The following is a 15,794-nucleotide window of genomic DNA, read 5'->3' as shown; positions in this document are numbered from 1 at the left end:
CGTTTACGGCCTGCTGAACCCGTAGCAGGCCGGCCTTTACCAGGAACCTCTCATGCCATATCAGCACACCTATCTCGACGGAACGCCACTCGACTTGCCGGTAGGCAAGGTGGTGTGCGTCGGTCGCAACTATGCCGAACATGCCCGCGAATTGAACAATCCGGTCCCCACCGAGCCTTTGTTATTCATCAAGCCGGCTACTGCGGTGGTGCCATTGACCAACGATATTGTGCTTTCTCCGCGACGTGGCCCGGTGCATTACGAGACCGAAATAGCGTTGTTGATCAGCGAAACCCTCAGCGGGGATGTGACCGAAAGCCAGGCTGAGGCGGTTATCGGCGGTGTTGGTCTGGCGCTCGACCTGACCCTGCGCGAACTGCAGGATCAGCTCAAGGCCAAATCCCATCCCTGGGAGCGCGCCAAGGCGTTCGACGGGGCTTGCCCCTTGTCCGGCTTTGTTGCACCTGCGGCACTGACCCTGACCGACATTTCGCTGCAGCTGAAGATCAACGGCGAAGTACGCCAGCAGGGCAGCAGCGCCGATATGATCACGCCAATACTCACTCTGTTGCGGCAGATCGCAGACGTATTCACCCTGCAGCCCGGCGACGTGGTTATCACCGGTACGCCCGCCGGTGTCGGCGTTCTGAAATCGGGTGATCGGCTGGAGCTGTCCATTCCGGGTGTGCTTGAGCAGGTGACGCGGGTTGTCGATTCGCACAACTGAGGCTTTTTGCGGTCCCATTTGTCTCGCGCGGCGGATGTCACACGCTCGTCATCTGCTGATGGTTGTATGGCCGTTTTGCTGGAGGCTTCGCATTGAAGCGCTTGCTCATAGTCCTGGTTCTGGCAGTTGTCGCTGCGTTTGTTTATATCCGGGTCAATGAGCTCGATGTGCTCCTCTGGCAATCCTGGACGCTCAACCGCCAACCATTGCCCGAGCGTGCGCTGGACCTCGGCCGTTATCGTGTCGATATTGAAGCGGCACCCATTCCCCAGCTGGAAGACGACCTTTCAGCCCTGACCTATAACCATGAAAGCGACACGCTGTTCGGGGTGCTCAACGGCAGGCCATTGCTGGTGGAGATCAGCCTCGAAGGTGAACTGCTGCGCCAGGTTACGGTGCATGGTGTTGATGATATGGAAGGCCTGGCGCATATCAGCGGGGACCGCTTTGTGCTTGCAGAAGAACGTGCGCACAGGCTGATACTTGCTGATATTCCGCGCGATGCCACTGAAATCAATGTCGAAGGCATGCGCAGTCTGACCATTGGGCTGGACCAGGACGGTAATGTGGGTTTCGAGGGTCTGACCTGGGATCATATAAAAGGCGAGCTACTGGTTGTGAAAGAGCGCGATCCGTTGCGCTTGTTAAGGGTCCAGGGGTTTGTCGATGCGCTGGAATCAGGCAGCGTCTCCATTACCGAAATCAAGCGCTCGGATTCCGATCAATTGTTCATGGCGGATCTGTCTGCTTTGAGCCTGGATGAAAACAGCGGTCACCTGTTGCTGTTGAGCGACGAGTCACATATGGCGGTGGAATACGATCAGGACAGTCAGGCCGTCAGTGTGTTGGGCCTGTGGCGGGGTATGAGTGGGCTTGGCGCTACAGTGCCCCAGGCGGAGGGTATCGCTATAGATGCGCAGAAACGCATCTATATCGTCAGCGAGCCGAACCTTTTCTATCGTTTCGTTCGGGAAGACTGAACGGGGCCGGGCTGCTGCCTGTCAGGCTTTTTTGAGCGTTCTGACGCCTTCGCTGGTACCCAGCAACAGGACATCGGCAGGGCGTGCGGCAAACAGACCATTGCACACCACCCCTACGATCGCGTTGAGCTTTTCTTCGAGGCCGCGTGGATCGACGATCTGCATGTTGTGCACGTCGAGTATGACGTTGCCGTTATCAGTGGTTACGCCTTCACGGTAGACGGGATCGCCGCCCAGCTTGACGATTTCCCGGGCGACGTGGCTGCGCGCCATCGGGATAACTTCCACCGGTAACGGGAATGCGCCCAGAGTGGTGACCAGCTTGCTGTCATCCGCTATGCAAACAAAAGTGCGCGCCACTGCCGCGACGATTTTTTCGCGGGTCAGTGCCGCGCCGCCGCCCTTGATCAATTCCAGATGCTTGTTGGCTTCGTCTGCGCCGTCCACGTAATAATCCAGACTGGCGACGCTGTTGAGGTCATACACCGGGATGCCATGGCTTTTCAGGCGCTCGGCGGTGGCCTCGGAGCTGGCGACGGCGCCATCGAAGTAGGCCTTGTGTTTGGCCAGCGCATCGATGAAGTGGTTGGCGGTGGAGCCGGTGCCGATGCCGATGACGCTCTTGTCTTCGAGGTTGGGCCGCAGCAAATCCACCGCTGCCTGGGCAACCGCTTGTTTGAGTTCGTCCTGGGTCATGCCGGGTTCTCCGATTCAGCGAATAGGCCGTCGATTATACGGACTCCTGGTTGCCGCCGTGTAGGGGCACATGAGGCATTCGCTGCAATCGCGCGCGATGCACCGCCGCACGCCGCTTGCGACCAGCCCTTGTCAGCCCCTAAACTGCCCGATTCCATTTCAACCCTACAAGCTGAAGGTCAATGCTGGAATCCTACGTCAAGAAAATCCTCTGCTCGCGCGTCTATGACGTGGCGGTCGAGACACCTATTCACGCCGCGCCCTTTCTCTCCGAGCGGCTGGGCAACACGGTGTTGCTCAAGCGCGAGGATTTACAGCCGGTTTTTTCCTTCAAGATTCGCGGGGCGTACAACAAGCTTGCGCAATTGACCGATGAGCAGCGCGCCTGTGGCGTGGTTACAGCTTCAGCTGGCAATCATGCGCAGGGCCTGGCGCTGGCTGCCCGTCACATGGGCGTGAAGGCGACCATTGTGATGCCGCGTACTACGCCGGAGATCAAGGTGAAGGCTGTGCGTGCCCGGGGCGCACGAGTGGTGCTGCACGGTGATGCCTTCGATGAGGCACTGGCTTATTCGCAGAAGCTGGTCGATGAAAAGGGCCTGGTGTACATCCATCCCTATGATGATCCCGACACCATTGCCGGGCAGGGCACTGTGGCCATGGAAATCCTGCGTCAGCATCACGGTAATCTGGACGCCATCTTCGTTCCGGTCGGTGGCGGCGGATTGATCGCCGGGATCGCCGCCTATGTGAAATACCTGCGCCCGGACATCAAGGTGATTGGTGTGGAGCCTGATGAGTCGAATTGTCTGCAGGCCGCGCTTGAAGCGGGCGAGCGGGTGACCCTGAGTCAGGTTGGCCTGTTTGCAGATGGCGTGGCGGTGGCCCAGATCGGCAAGCACACCTTCGAAGTGTGCCGGCACTATGTCGACGAGGTCATCACGGTCTCGACTGACGAGATGTGTGCCGCCATCAAGGATATCTACGACGATACGCGTTCGATCTGCGAGCCCGCCGGATGCCTGGGCGTTGCAGGGATCAAGAAATACGTCGAGCGTGAAGGCTGCACGGGTAAGGTGATGATCGCCATTGATTCCGGTGCCAACGTCAACTTCGACCGGCTGCGACACGTGGCTGAACGGGCTGAGATCGGTGAGAAACGTGAAGCGCTGTTGGCGGTGACCATTCCTGAAAAGCCGGGTAGCTTCAAGGCGTTTTGTCAGGCGATTGGCAAGCGCGCGATCACTGAATTCAATTACCGGTTCCACACCAATGCCGAGGCGCATATTTTCGTCGGTGTGCAAACGCATCCCGAGCATGATCCGCGCGATGCCCTGGTGGCTCGCCTGCAGGAAGATTTTCCGGTACTGGATCTGACCGATAACGAGCTGGCCAAGCTGCATATCCGGCATATGGTGGGCGGGCATGCGGACAAGGTTACCGACGAAGTGGTGTACCGTTTCGAATTTCCGGAGCGTCCGGGTGCCTTGTTCAACTTTCTCAACAAGCTGGGCGGACGCTGGAATATCTCCATGTTCCACTACCGCAATCATGGCGCTGCCTATGGACGCGTAGTGGTGGGCCTGCAGGTACCGGTGGCTGATCGAGCCAAAGTGCCGGAGGCGCTGGACTCGATTGGCTACGCCTATTGGGACGAGACGGATAATCCGGCATACGCGTTGTATCTTGGATAAGGTGCCAGGGCCCGGCGTAGCGCAGGCGCGCTACACCCCCAGCGGTGGCTCCGCGATCTGATACGCAACGACGAGGTTTCTCCCTGGGGTTGGTGAGCGGCTCGGGCCGCGTTCGGACTCGCCGACGGGTTTGGTGTGCTGCAAAATATGGCGTAGCGCAGGCGCGCTACACCCCTGGGTTAGCGCGACTCAGCCCGCCCTGGCCGCGCCGACCAATATCTCCCATTGCTCGGCAGTGACCGGCATCACTGACAGGCGGCTTGCGCGCTGCAGCAAGGGTAACCCTTCGAGCCCGGTCAGAGTTTTGATCGTTTCCAGGCTCAGTAACCTTGCAAAGCGTTCTCGATAACACACATCGACAGCCTTCCACGGCAGCTTCTCGGCTGTTGCCTTGGGGTCGTGGTACGGGCTGCCGGGGTCGAGTGCTGCGCGGTCCGGGTAGGGCGCGCTGACGATCTCGCCGATACCCGCCAGACCGGGCGGCTTGCAGCTCGAATGGTAAAACAGGAACAGGTCGCCGGGCTGCATCTGCGCGATGTGATTGCGCGCCTGGTAATTGCGTACGCCGTCCCAGGGTGCGCGGTCTGCATTGCTCAGGTCATCAATGGAGAAAACGTCCGGCTCCGACTTCATCAGCCAATAGTGCATATTTTTTGACGCCAATTTGACATTAGGAAAAAAACACCTTAAATAAGCTGCTGCGTGCAAGTGTGAACGCCTTGCCGCAGGTGCGCGTATACGTTAGACGCGTCAGGGATAACAACAACAAGGAGATTGTTATGCGTCGTAAGCCCGATTGGCTCTGGGTCATCGTCATCATGTTCGGTCTGGGAGTAGTTACGACCGGCTACACGCAGGGCTTCGTTGAGCATGCGCCTAAGCCCGAAGTCATTCGGACGGTGCCCTGAACAGCAGAACCTCCCGGTCGCTGACGATACCATCGAGCGGGATGTCCCACGAAGCTACCGGCAGCGCCTCGACTTTCTGGCAATCGTGAGCCAGCCCGAGTAAGCGCGCGCCGGTCCAGTTGGGTCGCCATCTTCGATAGGCGAAAGTGCGGTCATAGAAGCCGCCACCCATGCCCAGGCGATTGCCCTGTTCATCGAACCCCACCAATGGCATCAGCACCAGATCCAGCCGCCAGGGACGAGCCTGAAGTCCGCGTTTGATCACCGGCTCAAGAATACCAAAACGGTTTTTCACCCAGCGCTGATCACCGGTTATCTTCTGAAAATGCATCCGGTCCATTGGCCAGCCAGTGATAACGGGCAGATAGCATTGCTTGCCCAGGCGTCGGGCACGGGCCATTAGCAGAGCAGGGTCGATTTCCCCGTCGTTGGCCAGATAAAAGGCGATGTGCTGACTGCGAATGAACAGCGGATGTTGGGCAAGCTGACGGAAAAGTCGTTGGCTGGCCTGGTGTTGCTGTGCGCGGGAGAGGTTGCGCCGGGTCTGACGCAAACGGCGACGCAGAGCGCTGCGTGATTCACCGTTCATGGATTGGGTCCCCAGAGTGCCGCTGCCGGGTTAGCCCTTGAACCCGACAGTTCAAGGTGGTGGACACGGCGCTGTCGAAGGCTTTCCGTCATGCGGACATGCACACTGACAGCAACGCGTGGCCTCCTTTTACAGGAGTATCGGCTCAGGGACATCTCCGGCTGGCGAACACCCCAGGGATGTCTCGGACTATACACAACTCTCTCCGGGATTTCATGCCGTTGATCAGTTCTGGTGGCGGGCGAGGGCCTGATCCAGACGGGCAACGAGGTCAGTGATCTGACGCTGCTGATCTTCAAACGCGGCGTTTTTGTGTGTCGTGCCGGTAAGCATTTCATGGCTGATATTCAGGGCAGCCATGACCGCAATGCGGTCCACGCCGATGACCTTGCCGCTATTGCGGATATCGCGCATTTTGGTGTCCAGATGACGGGCCGCCAACTCCAGGTTGTTGCGCTCCTCGGGTGGACAGCTGATGCGGTATTCCTTGTCGAGGATGTGCAAGATGACGGTTAGGGGTTCGCTCATGAATCATGCTCCAGGGATTTGAGACGCAATATCATGGCTTCGACCTTGTGGCGTGCCAGATCGTTCTTTTCGATCAGCTGCATCCGTTCCTCGCGCCAGTTGCGCTCCTGTGAAAGCAGGTGCTGGTTTTGCTGCTGGAGTCGTTCGCAGACAGCGATCAACTGTGCAACCTTGTCTGTCAGGGTATCGATATCGGGTTCGTCCATTTGCGCCATTCTGCCATCCCGGTTTCGCCAACTATAGAAGGGGCCCGCAGGCGGGTCAAACTGACCGCCGTTACGGTATCAGGGTGTGCGAAAAGCCGTTCGCTGCTGCGCTGCGGCCACTACCACGTCACCAGACTGGACCCTTTACCTCTTGCGCAGTAGATTACCCTAAGTCTGGTCGGCAGATGACTAATATCCGCTGCCGCTCCGCAAATCTTCCAGTCTTTTGTTTCCCGCGAGGCCCCTTCCTTATGGCTTTGATGCCAGACGTATTCGATTATGACCGCTATGCCCAGTTATTCAGTGACCACGGCGCCGCCGGTAACCCCTCCGAGCTGCATGGCCATCTGATCGGTCGCCTCTCTGCCGGTAGCCGGCTCGATCATGGCGCCTGGCTGAGTATCGCCACAGAAGTCATTGACGGAACCTCCACGCCGGCGGAGGCGGGCAAGGTCCTGTTGTTGCAGTTGCATGATGCAAGCCTGGCTCAGCTGTCTGGCAGTGGTTTCGAGCTTACCTTGCTGATTCCCGACGACAGCGCGACCATTGACCACCGCACCCGGGCGCTTGGTCAGTGGTGTGAAGGCTTTCTCGGTGGTTTCGGTCTGGTCGAACGTGGGCAGGAACTGAGCGAGGAGGTCGACAGCGTTCTCAAGGATTTCGCGGCCATTGCCCAGGTGCAGACCGACCTTGAGGAGTCCGAAGCCAACGAAGTGGATTTCATGGAAGTCATGGAATACGTGCGCATGGCGGTACTGATGGTATTCAGTGAATGTCAGCCAGCAGAAGCGCAGGATCAACCGCCCGCATCCCTGCATTGATAGAGGTACCTATGCGAATCAGCAAGTCGGAATATGCCCGCCGCCGCAAGGCATTGATGGAACAGATGGAGCCGAACAGCATTGCCGTGCTGCCGGCAGCCCAGGTGTATATCCGTAACCGTGACGTCGAGCATAACTACCGCCAGGACAGCGATTTTCAATACCTCACCGGATTTCCCGAGCCTGAAGCCGTAGCAGTACTGATCCCCGGTCGCGAGCATGGTGAGTACGTATTGTTCTGCCGCGAGAAGGACAAGGAGCGCGAACTCTGGGATGGCTATCGCGCCGGACAGGAAGGCGCTATCAGCGAGTACGGTGCCGATGATGCGTTCCCGATCAGCGACGTCGACGATATTTTGCCGGGGCTGATCGAAGGCCGTGAACGCGTGTATTACGCCATGGGTGCCAATCAGGAGTTCGATCTGCGCCTGACCAACTGGATCAAGACCATTCGCAGCAAGGCGCGCCTGGGGGCCCAGCCGCCGAACGAGTTTGTCGCGCTCGATCACCTGCTGCACGACATGCGGCTGTACAAGAGCGCGGCCGAGATCAAGGTGATGCAGGCCGCGGCGGAAATCTCCGCCCAGGCACACGCGCGTGCCATGCAGAGCTGCGAACCTGGCCAGTATGAATACCAGCTGGAAGCGGAGCTGCAGCATAGTTTTATGCGCAACGGCAGCCGTTCGCCGGCCTATGCGTCGATTGTCGCGGCGGGGCGTAACGCCTGCATTCTGCATTACACCGAAAACACCAGCCAGATCCGCGACGGCGATCTGGTGCTTATCGATGCAGGCTGCGAACTGGACTGCTACGCCAGTGACATTACCCGCACATTCCCCGCCAACGGGCGGTTTTCCGCCGAGCAACGCGCCATTTACGACATCGTGCTGGCGGCGCAGGCCGCTGCGATTGAAGTGATAGCGCCCGGCAGGCACTGGAACGAGTCCCACGAAGCGACGGTTCGCGTGATCACCGAAGGCTTGCGTAATCTGGGCCTGCTCCAGGGTGATGTGGATGAGCTGATTGCCAGCGAAGCCTACCGTCCGTTCTATATGCACCGCGCCGGCCATTGGCTGGGCATGGATGTGCATGACGTGGGCGATTACCGCATCGGGGGAGAATGGCGCGTACTGGAGCCGGGGATGGTCATGACGGTCGAGCCGGGCATTTATATTTCCCCGGACAATACCAACGTGCCGAAGAAATGGCGCGGCATAGGCGTGCGGATTGAGGACGATGTCGTGGTCACACGTACGGGCTGCGATGTGCTTTCAGCCAGCGTGCCGAAGGATGCCGATGCTATCGAAGCCTTGATGGCCGAGGCGCGTGAAACCAGCGGAGCGGCCGCGTGAGCACGACCATCAGTATCGTCGGCGGCGGAATGGTGGGCGCCAGTCTGGCGCTGGCACTGCAGGATTGTGCGCGCAAGGCGGGCTGGACGATACGCCTGATCGAGGCGCATCCGCCGAACCGGGCGGGCTTTACCCAGCCCAGTTACGACGCCCGTTCCACCGCGTTGTCCCAGGGCAGCCGGAAGATCTACGAACGCCTGGGTATCTGGTCGAAGCTGGCGCAGCGCGTCGAACCGATCAGACAGATTCATGTATCGGATCGCGGCAATCCGGGGTCGGCGCGCATCAACGCAGCGCAGGAGCGGGTGCCTGCTCTGGGTTATGTGGTCGAAAACGCCTGGTTGGGGGAGGTTCTGATCGGCGCGCTGGATCATGACGTCGTGGAGTGGATCGCTCCGGGTCGGGTGGTCCGGGCCATCCCCGGGCCTGACGGCTACGGTATCGAAGTGGACTCGCCGACGGGTGAGCAAAGTCTGCACACTGATCTGCTGGTGATCGCCGATGGCGGGCGTTCGAGTCTGCTTGCGCAGCTCGGTGTGCACCGCGAGGTTTCGCCCTACGGCCAGGTGGCGCTGGTCACCAACGTCACCAGTGCCGAGGGGCATGACGGGGTGGCCTACGAACGTTTCACCGATTCCGGTCCCCTGGCGCTATTACCAATGTCTGCAAGCCGAAGCGCACTGGTGTGGACACTGCCGGAGGATCAGTCGGCTGAAATCGCATCATTGCCCGATGCAGCCTTTTTGCAGCGTCTGCAGGACGCTTTCGGTTATCACATGGGCGCATTGGTGAAAGTGGGCGAGCGCAACTGCTATCCGCTTAGCCTGATTGAAGCTGAGGAGCAGGTCCGCTCGCATCTGGTGATCCTGGGCAACGCTGCACACAGTCTGCATCCGATTGCTGGTCAGGGCTTCAACCTGTCGCTGCGCGATACGCTGGCATTGGCCAACACACTGGTCCGCGCCCAGCAACAGCACAAGTCACCGGGCGAACTTGCCGTGTTGATGCGTTATCTCGAATGTCAGCGCAGCGATCAGCTGATGACAGTGGCTTTCAGTGACCGCCTGACGCGGCTGTTCAGTAACAGGCAGCCACTCCTCGCCGCCGGGCGCAACCTTGGTCTGCTCGGGATTGATATCCTGCCGCCAGCCAAGCGCTTGTTCGCACGCCAGGCGATGGGGCTCTGATTCAGGCTGTGATTTCAGCTTTACCCACCGGAGGCGCATATGGCGCAGTTTGATCTGATTATCGTGGGTGCCGGTATGGTTGGCGCCACGCTTGCGCGCGCCTTGGCCGAAACCGAGCTCAAGGTGGCGCTGATCGACGCGATGCCGCTTGATGAACCGATTCCCTTTCAGCTCACTGGATCGGGGTACGACCCGCGAGTGAGCGCACTGAGCGCTGCATCCGAGCATATCCTTGCCAACCTCGGCGTCTGGCAACGGATTCCCGCGTCGGCATGCTGCGCCTATCAGCACATGCACGTATGGGACGCAGAGGGCACCGGCGAGGTCAGCTTTGATGCGGCGTCGCTTAGCGAAGTGCGGCTTGGCCACATTGTCGAGAACTATCGTATCCAGCAGGCGTTATTGGACAGTCTTGCTGATACCGAGGTGGCACTGTTCGGCGGTCAGCGTGTGGACGGCCTGGTTCAGGAAGACGACGGTTGGCGCTTGATGCTGGCCAGCGGGGAACGGTTTTCAGCGCCGCTGATCGTGGCGGCCGACGGCGCGCGGTCCCAGGTGCGCGAGCTGTACGGATTCGATATGCGCGAATGGAATTATCTGCATGACGCAATCGTGACCACGGTGCGCACCGAAAAAACCCACGACGATACTGCCTGGCAGCGTTTTCTGCCGAGCGGGCCGCTGGCATTGCTGCCACTTCCGGATCGTGACGGCGAACACTTCTGCTCGATTGTCTGGTCGCTCAAGCCTGATCGGGCCGTCGACATCATGGCGTTGGACGATGAGACCTTCATGCGTGAGTTGGGGGAAGCCTTCGAAGGGCGGCTTGGCGAAATTCTGGCGGCCGATCCGAGACGTCGGATTCCCCTGCGCCAGCGCCACGCCAAGCGCTACGCAGTCACCGGACTGGTGCTGATTGGTGACGCGGCCCATAGTATCCATCCGCTTGCGGGGCAGGGTGTCAATCTGGGCCTGCTGGACGCCGCCGAGCTCTATGATGTGCTGGTTGCCGCACTGGAAAGAGGCGAGGACATCGCTTCACTGCAGGTGCTGCAACGTTACGAACGCAGGCGCATGGGTGCCAATCTGGGAATGATGGCCGCGATGGAAGGTTTTGAGCGACTGTTTGATGCTGATGCCTTGCCATTGCGCTGGATTCGAAATACCGGTATGCGTCTGCTTGACGGGCAAGAGCTGATCAAGGGCGGGATTATCCGGCGCGCCATGGGCCTGACCGGGGATTTGCCTGAGCTCGCGCGTGATCCGCAGTTGCGCGAACAGCGCTGAGTTGTTTATTGCGGCATGGAACGGAAATCATTATCATCTGGCCTCTGATTCCTAACGAGAGGCTCTTTCATGTCTGCCAAGCGTTCCATTGTCGCCGCAAGTCTCGCGCTGACCGCCTTCACTGGTCTGGCCCAAGCCAAAGAGCTGGTTGTTTACTCCTCCCGTCAGGAGCATCTGATCGAGCCGGCGTTCGAGTTGTACACCAAGAACACCGGCGTCGACATCAAGTTCATCACCGATCGCGAAGGCCCCTTGATGGCGCGTTTGCGCGCCGAAGGTGCCAACACCCCGGCGGATATATTCATGACCGTGGACGCCGGCAACCTTTGGCAGGCCGAGCAACAAGGCCTGTTTCAGCCGATGGAATCTAAGGTGATCGAAGACAACATTCCTTCACAGTATCGCGCTGAGAGCGGACAGTGGACTGGCCTTTCGCTGCGTGCGCGTACTATCGCCTATTCAACCGAGCGCGTTGATCCGAAGGAGCTGAGCACCTACGAAGCACTGGCTGATGACAGCTGGAAGGGCCGCATGTGTCTGCGCACTTCAAAAAAGGTGTATAACCAGTCACTGGTTGCCACCATGCTCGAGTCCATCGGCGCGGAGAAAACCAGCGAAGTCATCAAGGGTTGGGTGGCAAATCTGGCCGCTCCGGTCTTCTCCGATGACACCTCTCTGCTCAAGGCGATTGACGCTGGCCAGTGCGACGTCGGTATCGTCAACAGCTATTACTTCGGCCGTCTCAGCAAGGAAGAGCCGGGCGTTAAAGTCGCGCTGTTCTGGCCGAACCAGGAAGGCCGCGGCGTTCACGTGAATATCTCCGGTGCCGGCGTAACCAAGCACGCTGACCAGCCAGAAGAAGCGCTCAAGCTGATCGAGTGGTTGACCACCGAAGAAGCGCAGCGCGTATTTGTCGATATCAACATGGAATTCCCTGCCAACGATTCGATAGAGCCGTCCAAGGAAGTAGCAGCCTGGGGCGATTTCAAGGCGGACAATATCAATGTTGAGGTGGCGGGCCGTCGCCAGCCTGAAGCCATCATGCTGATGGACCGTCTGGGCTGGAATTAAGCCAGAGGGTCAGCCACGTTCAGTAGCGGCTGCGAGTGCTGCCGGTATTTGCCACGGCAGCGCGGTTCGCTACGACGCAGCAGCAGACCCTACCGGAAAGCCACCGATAGGTTTTCCCGATATACTGCACGCCCGGTCAAATGACCGGGCGTTTTTGTTTCGCACATCTCCTGGAGTGGCTGTGCCCCATCGTTCGATTTCCAATATGCCCCGCTGGCGGCTGATCGCCTATGTGTCCGCCGCGCTGGTCATGATGCCCTTGCTGGTTCTGGTGCTCAGCTGGCAATCCGTTGATCCGGCAATCTGGGGGCACCTGTTGCAGACCCAGATGTTACGTCTGATCACCAATACGCTGATACTGGTGCTGGGTGTCGGAGTCGGAGTGATTGCTCTGGGGGTGAGTCTGGCCTGGCTGACCAGTCTGTGCGACTTTCCTGGCAGGCGTCTGTTCGACTGGGCGCTGATGCTGCCCTTTGCCATTCCTGCTTATGTACTGGCGTTCGTCAGTGTGGGGCTGTTCGATTTTTCGGGCCCTTTCCAGACCCTGCTGCGGGACTGGTTGGGTAACGATTTCCGTTTGTTCTTTTCCATCCGTTCCACAACCGGGGTGGTGCTGGTTCTTACGCTAGTGTTCTATCCCTACGTCTACATGCTGGCGCGCGGGGCATTCCTGGCGCAGGGGAAGGGGCTCATGGAAGCCTCACGCATCCTCGGCCATACGCCGTGGCAAGGATTCTGGCGAGTAGCGATACCCATGGCGCGCCCGGCTATTGGCGCGGGCGCAGCGCTGGCAATCATGGAAACCCTGGCGGACTTCGGCGCAGTGTCGGTGTTCAACTATGACACCTTCACCACGGCAATCTACAAGACCTGGTATGGCTTTTTCAGTCTGCAGTCAGCTACTCAACTGGCGAGCCTGCTATTGCTCTTTGTGTTCATGGCGTTGTTTCTCGAGCGTCGGGCGCAGGGCAGCAGGCGCTTTCCCGGCGTCGACCGGCCAAGGCAGGGCGCGCTGTATCACCTGAAAGGCTATCGGGCCTGGCTGGCCACCGGTTTTTGTCTGTTGGTGCTGGCACTGGCATTCGTGATCCCGGTTGGCCAGCTGATCTATTGGCTGGTGAATAGCGGCATCCATGATCTGGATAGCCGCTATTGGGGCGTGATCCGCAATACCCTGATGCTGGGTGCAATGGCGGCGGTAATGACCGTGACGCTGGCTACACTGGTTGTGCTGGCCAGACGGTTGCAACCGATACGGCGGGTACGCAGTGCCGTCGCGCTGGCCAACCTCGGCTATGCCTTGCCGGGTTCGGTTCTGGCTGTCGGAATCATGTTTGCCTTCAGTTTCCTTGATAACAGACTGATCATTCCGGTCAGTCACGCGCTGGGGGTGGAGAATCCATCACAGTTGCTGCTCGGCAGCGTATTTGCTCTGCTGCTGGCCTATCTGATTCGCTTCATGGCCGTTGCGCATGGGCCGCTGGATACCTCGTTGGCGCGTATTCGCCCATCGCTGCCGGAGGCGGCACAGAGCCTGGGTCAGACCGGCTGGGCGGTATTCTGGCGTGTCTATCTGCCGCTGCTTCTACCTGGTGCGCTGAGTGCCGCGCTGTTGGTATTTGTGGATGTGCTCAAGGAGATGCCCGCTACGCTGCTGATGCGGCCATTCGGTTGGGACACCCTGGCGGTACGGATTTATGGTCTCACCGCTGAAGGTGACTGGCAGCGCGCTTCGCTCCCGGCGCTGACCCTGGTACTGGCCGGCTTGCTGCCGGTGATTGTGCTGATACGTCGGTCCGGCCGTCGATAGACGCCGCCGTTGCGTAGCGGCTTGTGCCTGCCGGGTGGGATCGCCAGGCAATGGCGACAGACCGCGGCGCATCCAGAGTCTGATGTATGCGGCTTCGCCGCGCCGCGGCGCGCGATCTCCGCCACGCTGTTGATCGGCGGTGCCGGTCAAGGGCTGCACAGGATGCCCGATTGTGGCTACAATCGCCCCCACTGAACCACCCTTGATTTAAGGAAGACTGAATGGGCTCGCGCACTCCCCTGTATGATCAGCATGTCGCCGCCGGTGCCAAGATGGTCGACTTTGGTGGCTGGGACATGCCATTGCACTATGGCTCCCAGATCGAAGAACACCATTACGTCCGCCGCGATGTGGGTATGTTCGATGTCTCGCACATGACCGTGGTTGATGTGACCGGGACCGAGGCGAAGGGCTACCTTCAGTATCTTCTGGCGAATGATGTCGGCCGCCTGTCGCTGGCCGGCAAGGCGCTTTACACCGCCATGCTGAATGAGCAGGGCGGTGTCATTGACGACCTGATTGTCTATCTCATGCAGGACGGTTATCGCCTGGTGGTCAATGCGGCGACACGTGAAAAAGACCTGGCTTGGATGCACAGCCAGGCCGAGGAATTTGCGGTCACGCTGACCGAGCGTTCTGATCTGGCAATGCTGGCTGTGCAAGGCCCACGGGCCCGTGAAGTGGCGGCCAGCGTGGTCAGCGACACCCGCGGCGCACTGATCAACGACATCAAACCCTTTCAGGGGCTGGTCGACGGCGACTGGTTTATTGCCCGCACTGGCTACACCGGCGAAGACGGCCTCGAAATCGTATTGCCTGCTGAGCAGATTGCCGAGTTATGGGAAGCCCTGGTAGCCGCTGGTAGCAAACCATGCGGTCTGGGCGCGCGGGACACGCTGCGTCTGGAAGCCGGGCTCAATCTGTATGGCTCCGATATGGACGAGAGCGTATCGCCCCTGGCCGCCAACATGACCTGGACTGTTGCCTGGGAACCTGCCGAGCGCGAGTTTATCGGCCGTGAGGCGCTGGAAGCTCAGCGTGATGCGGGTGATTTGCCGAAACTGGTCGGTCTGGTGTTATCCGAGCGTGCTGTGCTGCGTAGCCATCAGAAGGTGATTGTGAATGGCATTGGTGAAGGCGAGATTACCAGCGGCAGCTTCTCCCCTACGCTGGGTGTGTCGATCGCGCTGGCTCGCGTGCCGCGCGCCACAGGCGAGCATGCGAAGGTCGAAATCCGCGGCAAGCAGCTTGCCGTACGGGTGATCAAGCCGGGCTTCGTACGTAACGGCAAGCCATTATTCGAATAAGTTTCACTTTTCTAGAGGACAGCCCGATGAGCAATATCCCCGCCGAACTGCGTTACGCTGCAAGCCACGAATGGTCCCGCCTGGAAGAAGACGGCACCATCACAGTCGGTATTACCGATCATGCTCAGGACCTGTTGGGTGACGTGGTCTTTGTCGAACTGCCTGAAGTTGGCCGCACGGTTACCGCTGGCGAAGAATGCGCAGTGGTCGAATCAGTAAAGGCCGCGTCGGACATCTACGCGCCTGTCAGCGGTGAAATTATCGCTTTCAACGAAGCGCTGGGCGATACGCCGGAGCTGGTCAACAGCGAGCCTTACGCTGGCGCATGGTTCTTCAGGATCAAGCCGACTGACACCAGCGAGCTCGATAATCTGATGGACGCAGAGGCGTACGGCGCTTCCATCTGAATTGGTTGATGCGGCCAGACCGGTATCGGGACTACAAGCAGGTTCCGAATATCGGCTGGCTGCGTTGGGTAGCGCTTCAGCCGGGCAATTGCCGGGCTGAAGCGCTGACTGATCGCATGGAGCAGGCTTGATTGACCAGGCCGGCCAGCAAGATTCCAGTGTTCAGCAGATGCGACTCGGCGCAATCGCCCCGCAGTTTCGCGCAATTCTGCGGGTGACAGCTC

At 59.4% G+C, this 15,794-nt stretch carries 17 protein-coding genes and 1 other RNA gene; 12 read left to right on the top strand and 6 right to left on the bottom strand.

From position 1 onward, the window contains the following. The first annotated feature begins 52 nt into the window (after positions 1-52). On the top strand, positions 53-727 hold the full coding sequence (locus G3M63_RS01230) for a fumarylacetoacetate hydrolase family protein (RefSeq protein ID WP_163981647.1): 675 nt from the start codon (positions 53-55) through the stop codon (positions 725-727). 92 nt (positions 728-819) lie between these two features. Then, a complete protein-coding gene (locus G3M63_RS01225; RefSeq protein WP_163981646.1) occupies positions 820-1,707 on the top strand; it encodes an SdiA-regulated domain-containing protein in 888 nt (295 codons plus the stop codon). Positions 1,708-1,728: 21 nt separating this feature from the next. Here the strand turns inward: G3M63_RS01225 and rpiA are convergent, their stop codons facing one another. Then, a complete protein-coding gene (gene rpiA, locus G3M63_RS01220; RefSeq protein WP_163981645.1) occupies positions 1,729-2,403 on the bottom strand; it encodes a ribose-5-phosphate isomerase RpiA in 675 nt (224 codons plus the stop codon). A 182-nt stretch (positions 2,404-2,585) separates the two neighbouring features. Between rpiA and ilvA the strand changes: the two genes are divergently transcribed. Further along, the gene (gene ilvA / locus G3M63_RS01215; protein WP_163981644.1) at positions 2,586-4,097 is read left to right on the top strand and encodes a threonine ammonia-lyase, biosynthetic; all 1,512 of its coding nucleotides are present in this window, start codon (positions 2,586-2,588) and stop codon (positions 4,095-4,097) included. 189 nt (positions 4,098-4,286) lie between these two features. Here the strand turns inward: ilvA and G3M63_RS01210 are convergent, their stop codons facing one another. Then, a complete protein-coding gene (locus tag G3M63_RS01210; RefSeq protein WP_163981643.1) occupies positions 4,287-4,745 on the bottom strand; it encodes an EVE domain-containing protein in 459 nt (152 codons plus the stop codon). A 131-nt stretch (positions 4,746-4,876) separates the two neighbouring features. On the opposite strand from G3M63_RS01210, the gene G3M63_RS19475 reads away from it, so the two are divergent. Beyond that, a complete protein-coding gene (locus G3M63_RS19475; protein ID WP_256669899.1) occupies positions 4,877-5,005 on the top strand; it encodes a hypothetical protein in 129 nt (42 codons plus the stop codon). Here the strand turns inward: G3M63_RS19475 and G3M63_RS01205 are convergent. The 4 genes from G3M63_RS01205 to G3M63_RS01190 all read right to left on the bottom strand — a co-directional run bounded on the left by G3M63_RS01205 (position 4,986) and on the right by G3M63_RS01190 (position 6,328). Next, positions 4,986-5,594, bottom strand: coding sequence for a 5-formyltetrahydrofolate cyclo-ligase (locus G3M63_RS01205; RefSeq protein WP_163981642.1), 609 nt, complete (start codon positions 5,592-5,594; stop codon positions 4,986-4,988). The two genes, G3M63_RS19475 and G3M63_RS01205, sit on opposite strands and share 20 nt — an antisense overlap. 4 nt (positions 5,595-5,598) lie before the next feature. Continuing rightward, positions 5,599-5,777: non-coding RNA, 6S RNA (gene ssrS, locus G3M63_RS01200), on the bottom strand. Between the two features lie 42 nt (positions 5,778-5,819). Next, complete coding sequence (locus G3M63_RS01195) at positions 5,820-6,122, bottom strand: cell division protein ZapA (protein ID WP_150300313.1); 303 nt, start codon at positions 6,120-6,122, stop codon at positions 5,820-5,822. Then, positions 6,119-6,328, bottom strand: coding sequence for a TIGR02449 family protein (locus G3M63_RS01190; RefSeq protein ID WP_150300314.1), 210 nt, complete (start codon positions 6,326-6,328; stop codon positions 6,119-6,121). The genes G3M63_RS01195 and G3M63_RS01190 overlap by 4 nt, the downstream gene beginning before the upstream one ends. A 251-nt stretch (positions 6,329-6,579) precedes the next feature. Here G3M63_RS01190 and G3M63_RS01185 point away from each other — a divergent pair, with 251 nt between their 5' ends. The 8 genes from G3M63_RS01185 to gcvH all read left to right on the top strand — a co-directional run bounded on the left by G3M63_RS01185 (position 6,580) and on the right by gcvH (position 15,570). Then, entirely contained in the window at positions 6,580-7,149 is a 570-nt protein-coding gene (locus tag G3M63_RS01185; RefSeq protein ID WP_163981641.1) for a UPF0149 family protein, read from the top strand. An 11-nt stretch (positions 7,150-7,160) separates the two neighbouring features. Beyond that, positions 7,161-8,501: a Xaa-Pro aminopeptidase gene (pepP, locus tag G3M63_RS01180; RefSeq protein ID WP_150300316.1), complete on the top strand. Its 1,341-nt coding sequence runs from the start codon at positions 7,161-7,163 to the stop codon at positions 8,499-8,501. Next, a complete protein-coding gene (gene ubiH / locus G3M63_RS01175) occupies positions 8,498-9,688 on the top strand; it encodes a 2-octaprenyl-6-methoxyphenyl hydroxylase (protein ID WP_223825004.1) in 1,191 nt (396 codons plus the stop codon). Before pepP ends, ubiH begins: the two co-directional genes overlap by 4 nt. Before the next feature lie 39 nt (positions 9,689-9,727). Next, positions 9,728-10,975, top strand: a complete 1,248-nt coding sequence (locus tag G3M63_RS01170) for an FAD-dependent monooxygenase (RefSeq protein ID WP_163981640.1) — start codon at positions 9,728-9,730, stop codon at positions 10,973-10,975. 69 nt (positions 10,976-11,044) lie between these two features. After that, a complete protein-coding gene (locus tag G3M63_RS01165; RefSeq protein ID WP_150300318.1) occupies positions 11,045-12,046 on the top strand; it encodes an extracellular solute-binding protein in 1,002 nt (333 codons plus the stop codon). Between the two features lie 205 nt (positions 12,047-12,251). Next, entirely contained in the window at positions 12,252-13,856 is a 1,605-nt protein-coding gene (locus G3M63_RS01160; RefSeq protein WP_150300346.1) for an iron ABC transporter permease, read from the top strand. A 221-nt stretch (positions 13,857-14,077) separates the two neighbouring features. Beyond that, positions 14,078-15,163, top strand: a complete 1,086-nt coding sequence (gcvT, locus tag G3M63_RS01155) for a glycine cleavage system aminomethyltransferase GcvT (RefSeq protein WP_163981639.1) — start codon at positions 14,078-14,080, stop codon at positions 15,161-15,163. A 26-nt stretch (positions 15,164-15,189) separates the two neighbouring features. Continuing rightward, positions 15,190-15,570 (top strand): glycine cleavage system protein GcvH, encoded by a 381-nt coding sequence (gene gcvH / locus G3M63_RS01150; RefSeq protein WP_163981638.1) that lies wholly within the window; start codon positions 15,190-15,192, stop codon positions 15,568-15,570. The last annotated feature ends 224 nt before the right edge of the window (positions 15,571-15,794 follow it).

It is taken from the genome of Pseudomonas sp. OIL-1, from assembly GCF_010669185.1.
Classification (GTDB): domain Bacteria; phylum Pseudomonadota; class Gammaproteobacteria; order Pseudomonadales; family Pseudomonadaceae; genus Halopseudomonas; species Halopseudomonas profundi.
Note: the sequence above shows the minus strand (reverse complement) of the source record. Positions and strands in the feature narration are given on the sequence as shown.

Coding starts and splice junctions, on each gene's coding strand:
- G3M63_RS01230 (WP_163981647.1), top strand. CDS start 53: ATGCCATATCAGCACACCTATCTCGACGGAACGCCACTCGACTTGCCG.
- rpiA (WP_163981645.1), bottom strand. CDS start 2,403: ATGACCCAGGACGAACTCAAACAAGCGGTTGCCCAGGCAGCGGTGGAT.
- ilvA (WP_163981644.1), top strand. CDS start 2,586: ATGCTGGAATCCTACGTCAAGAAAATCCTCTGCTCGCGCGTCTATGAC.
- G3M63_RS01210 (WP_163981643.1), bottom strand. CDS start 4,745: ATGCACTATTGGCTGATGAAGTCGGAGCCGGACGTTTTCTCCATTGAT.
- G3M63_RS19475 (WP_256669899.1), top strand. CDS start 4,877: ATGCGTCGTAAGCCCGATTGGCTCTGGGTCATCGTCATCATGTTCGGT.
- G3M63_RS01205 (WP_163981642.1), bottom strand. CDS start 5,594: ATGAACGGTGAATCACGCAGCGCTCTGCGTCGCCGTTTGCGTCAGACC.
- G3M63_RS01195 (WP_150300313.1), bottom strand. CDS start 6,122: ATGAGCGAACCCCTAACCGTCATCTTGCACATCCTCGACAAGGAATAC.
- G3M63_RS01190 (WP_150300314.1), bottom strand. CDS start 6,328: ATGGACGAACCCGATATCGATACCCTGACAGACAAGGTTGCACAGTTG.
- G3M63_RS01185 (WP_163981641.1), top strand. CDS start 6,580: ATGGCTTTGATGCCAGACGTATTCGATTATGACCGCTATGCCCAGTTA.
- pepP (WP_150300316.1), top strand. CDS start 7,161: ATGCGAATCAGCAAGTCGGAATATGCCCGCCGCCGCAAGGCATTGATG.
- G3M63_RS01170 (WP_163981640.1), top strand. CDS start 9,728: ATGGCGCAGTTTGATCTGATTATCGTGGGTGCCGGTATGGTTGGCGCC.
- G3M63_RS01165 (WP_150300318.1), top strand. CDS start 11,045: ATGTCTGCCAAGCGTTCCATTGTCGCCGCAAGTCTCGCGCTGACCGCC.
- G3M63_RS01160 (WP_150300346.1), top strand. CDS start 12,252: ATGCCCCGCTGGCGGCTGATCGCCTATGTGTCCGCCGCGCTGGTCATG.
- gcvT (WP_163981639.1), top strand. CDS start 14,078: ATGGGCTCGCGCACTCCCCTGTATGATCAGCATGTCGCCGCCGGTGCC.
- gcvH (WP_163981638.1), top strand. CDS start 15,190: ATGAGCAATATCCCCGCCGAACTGCGTTACGCTGCAAGCCACGAATGG.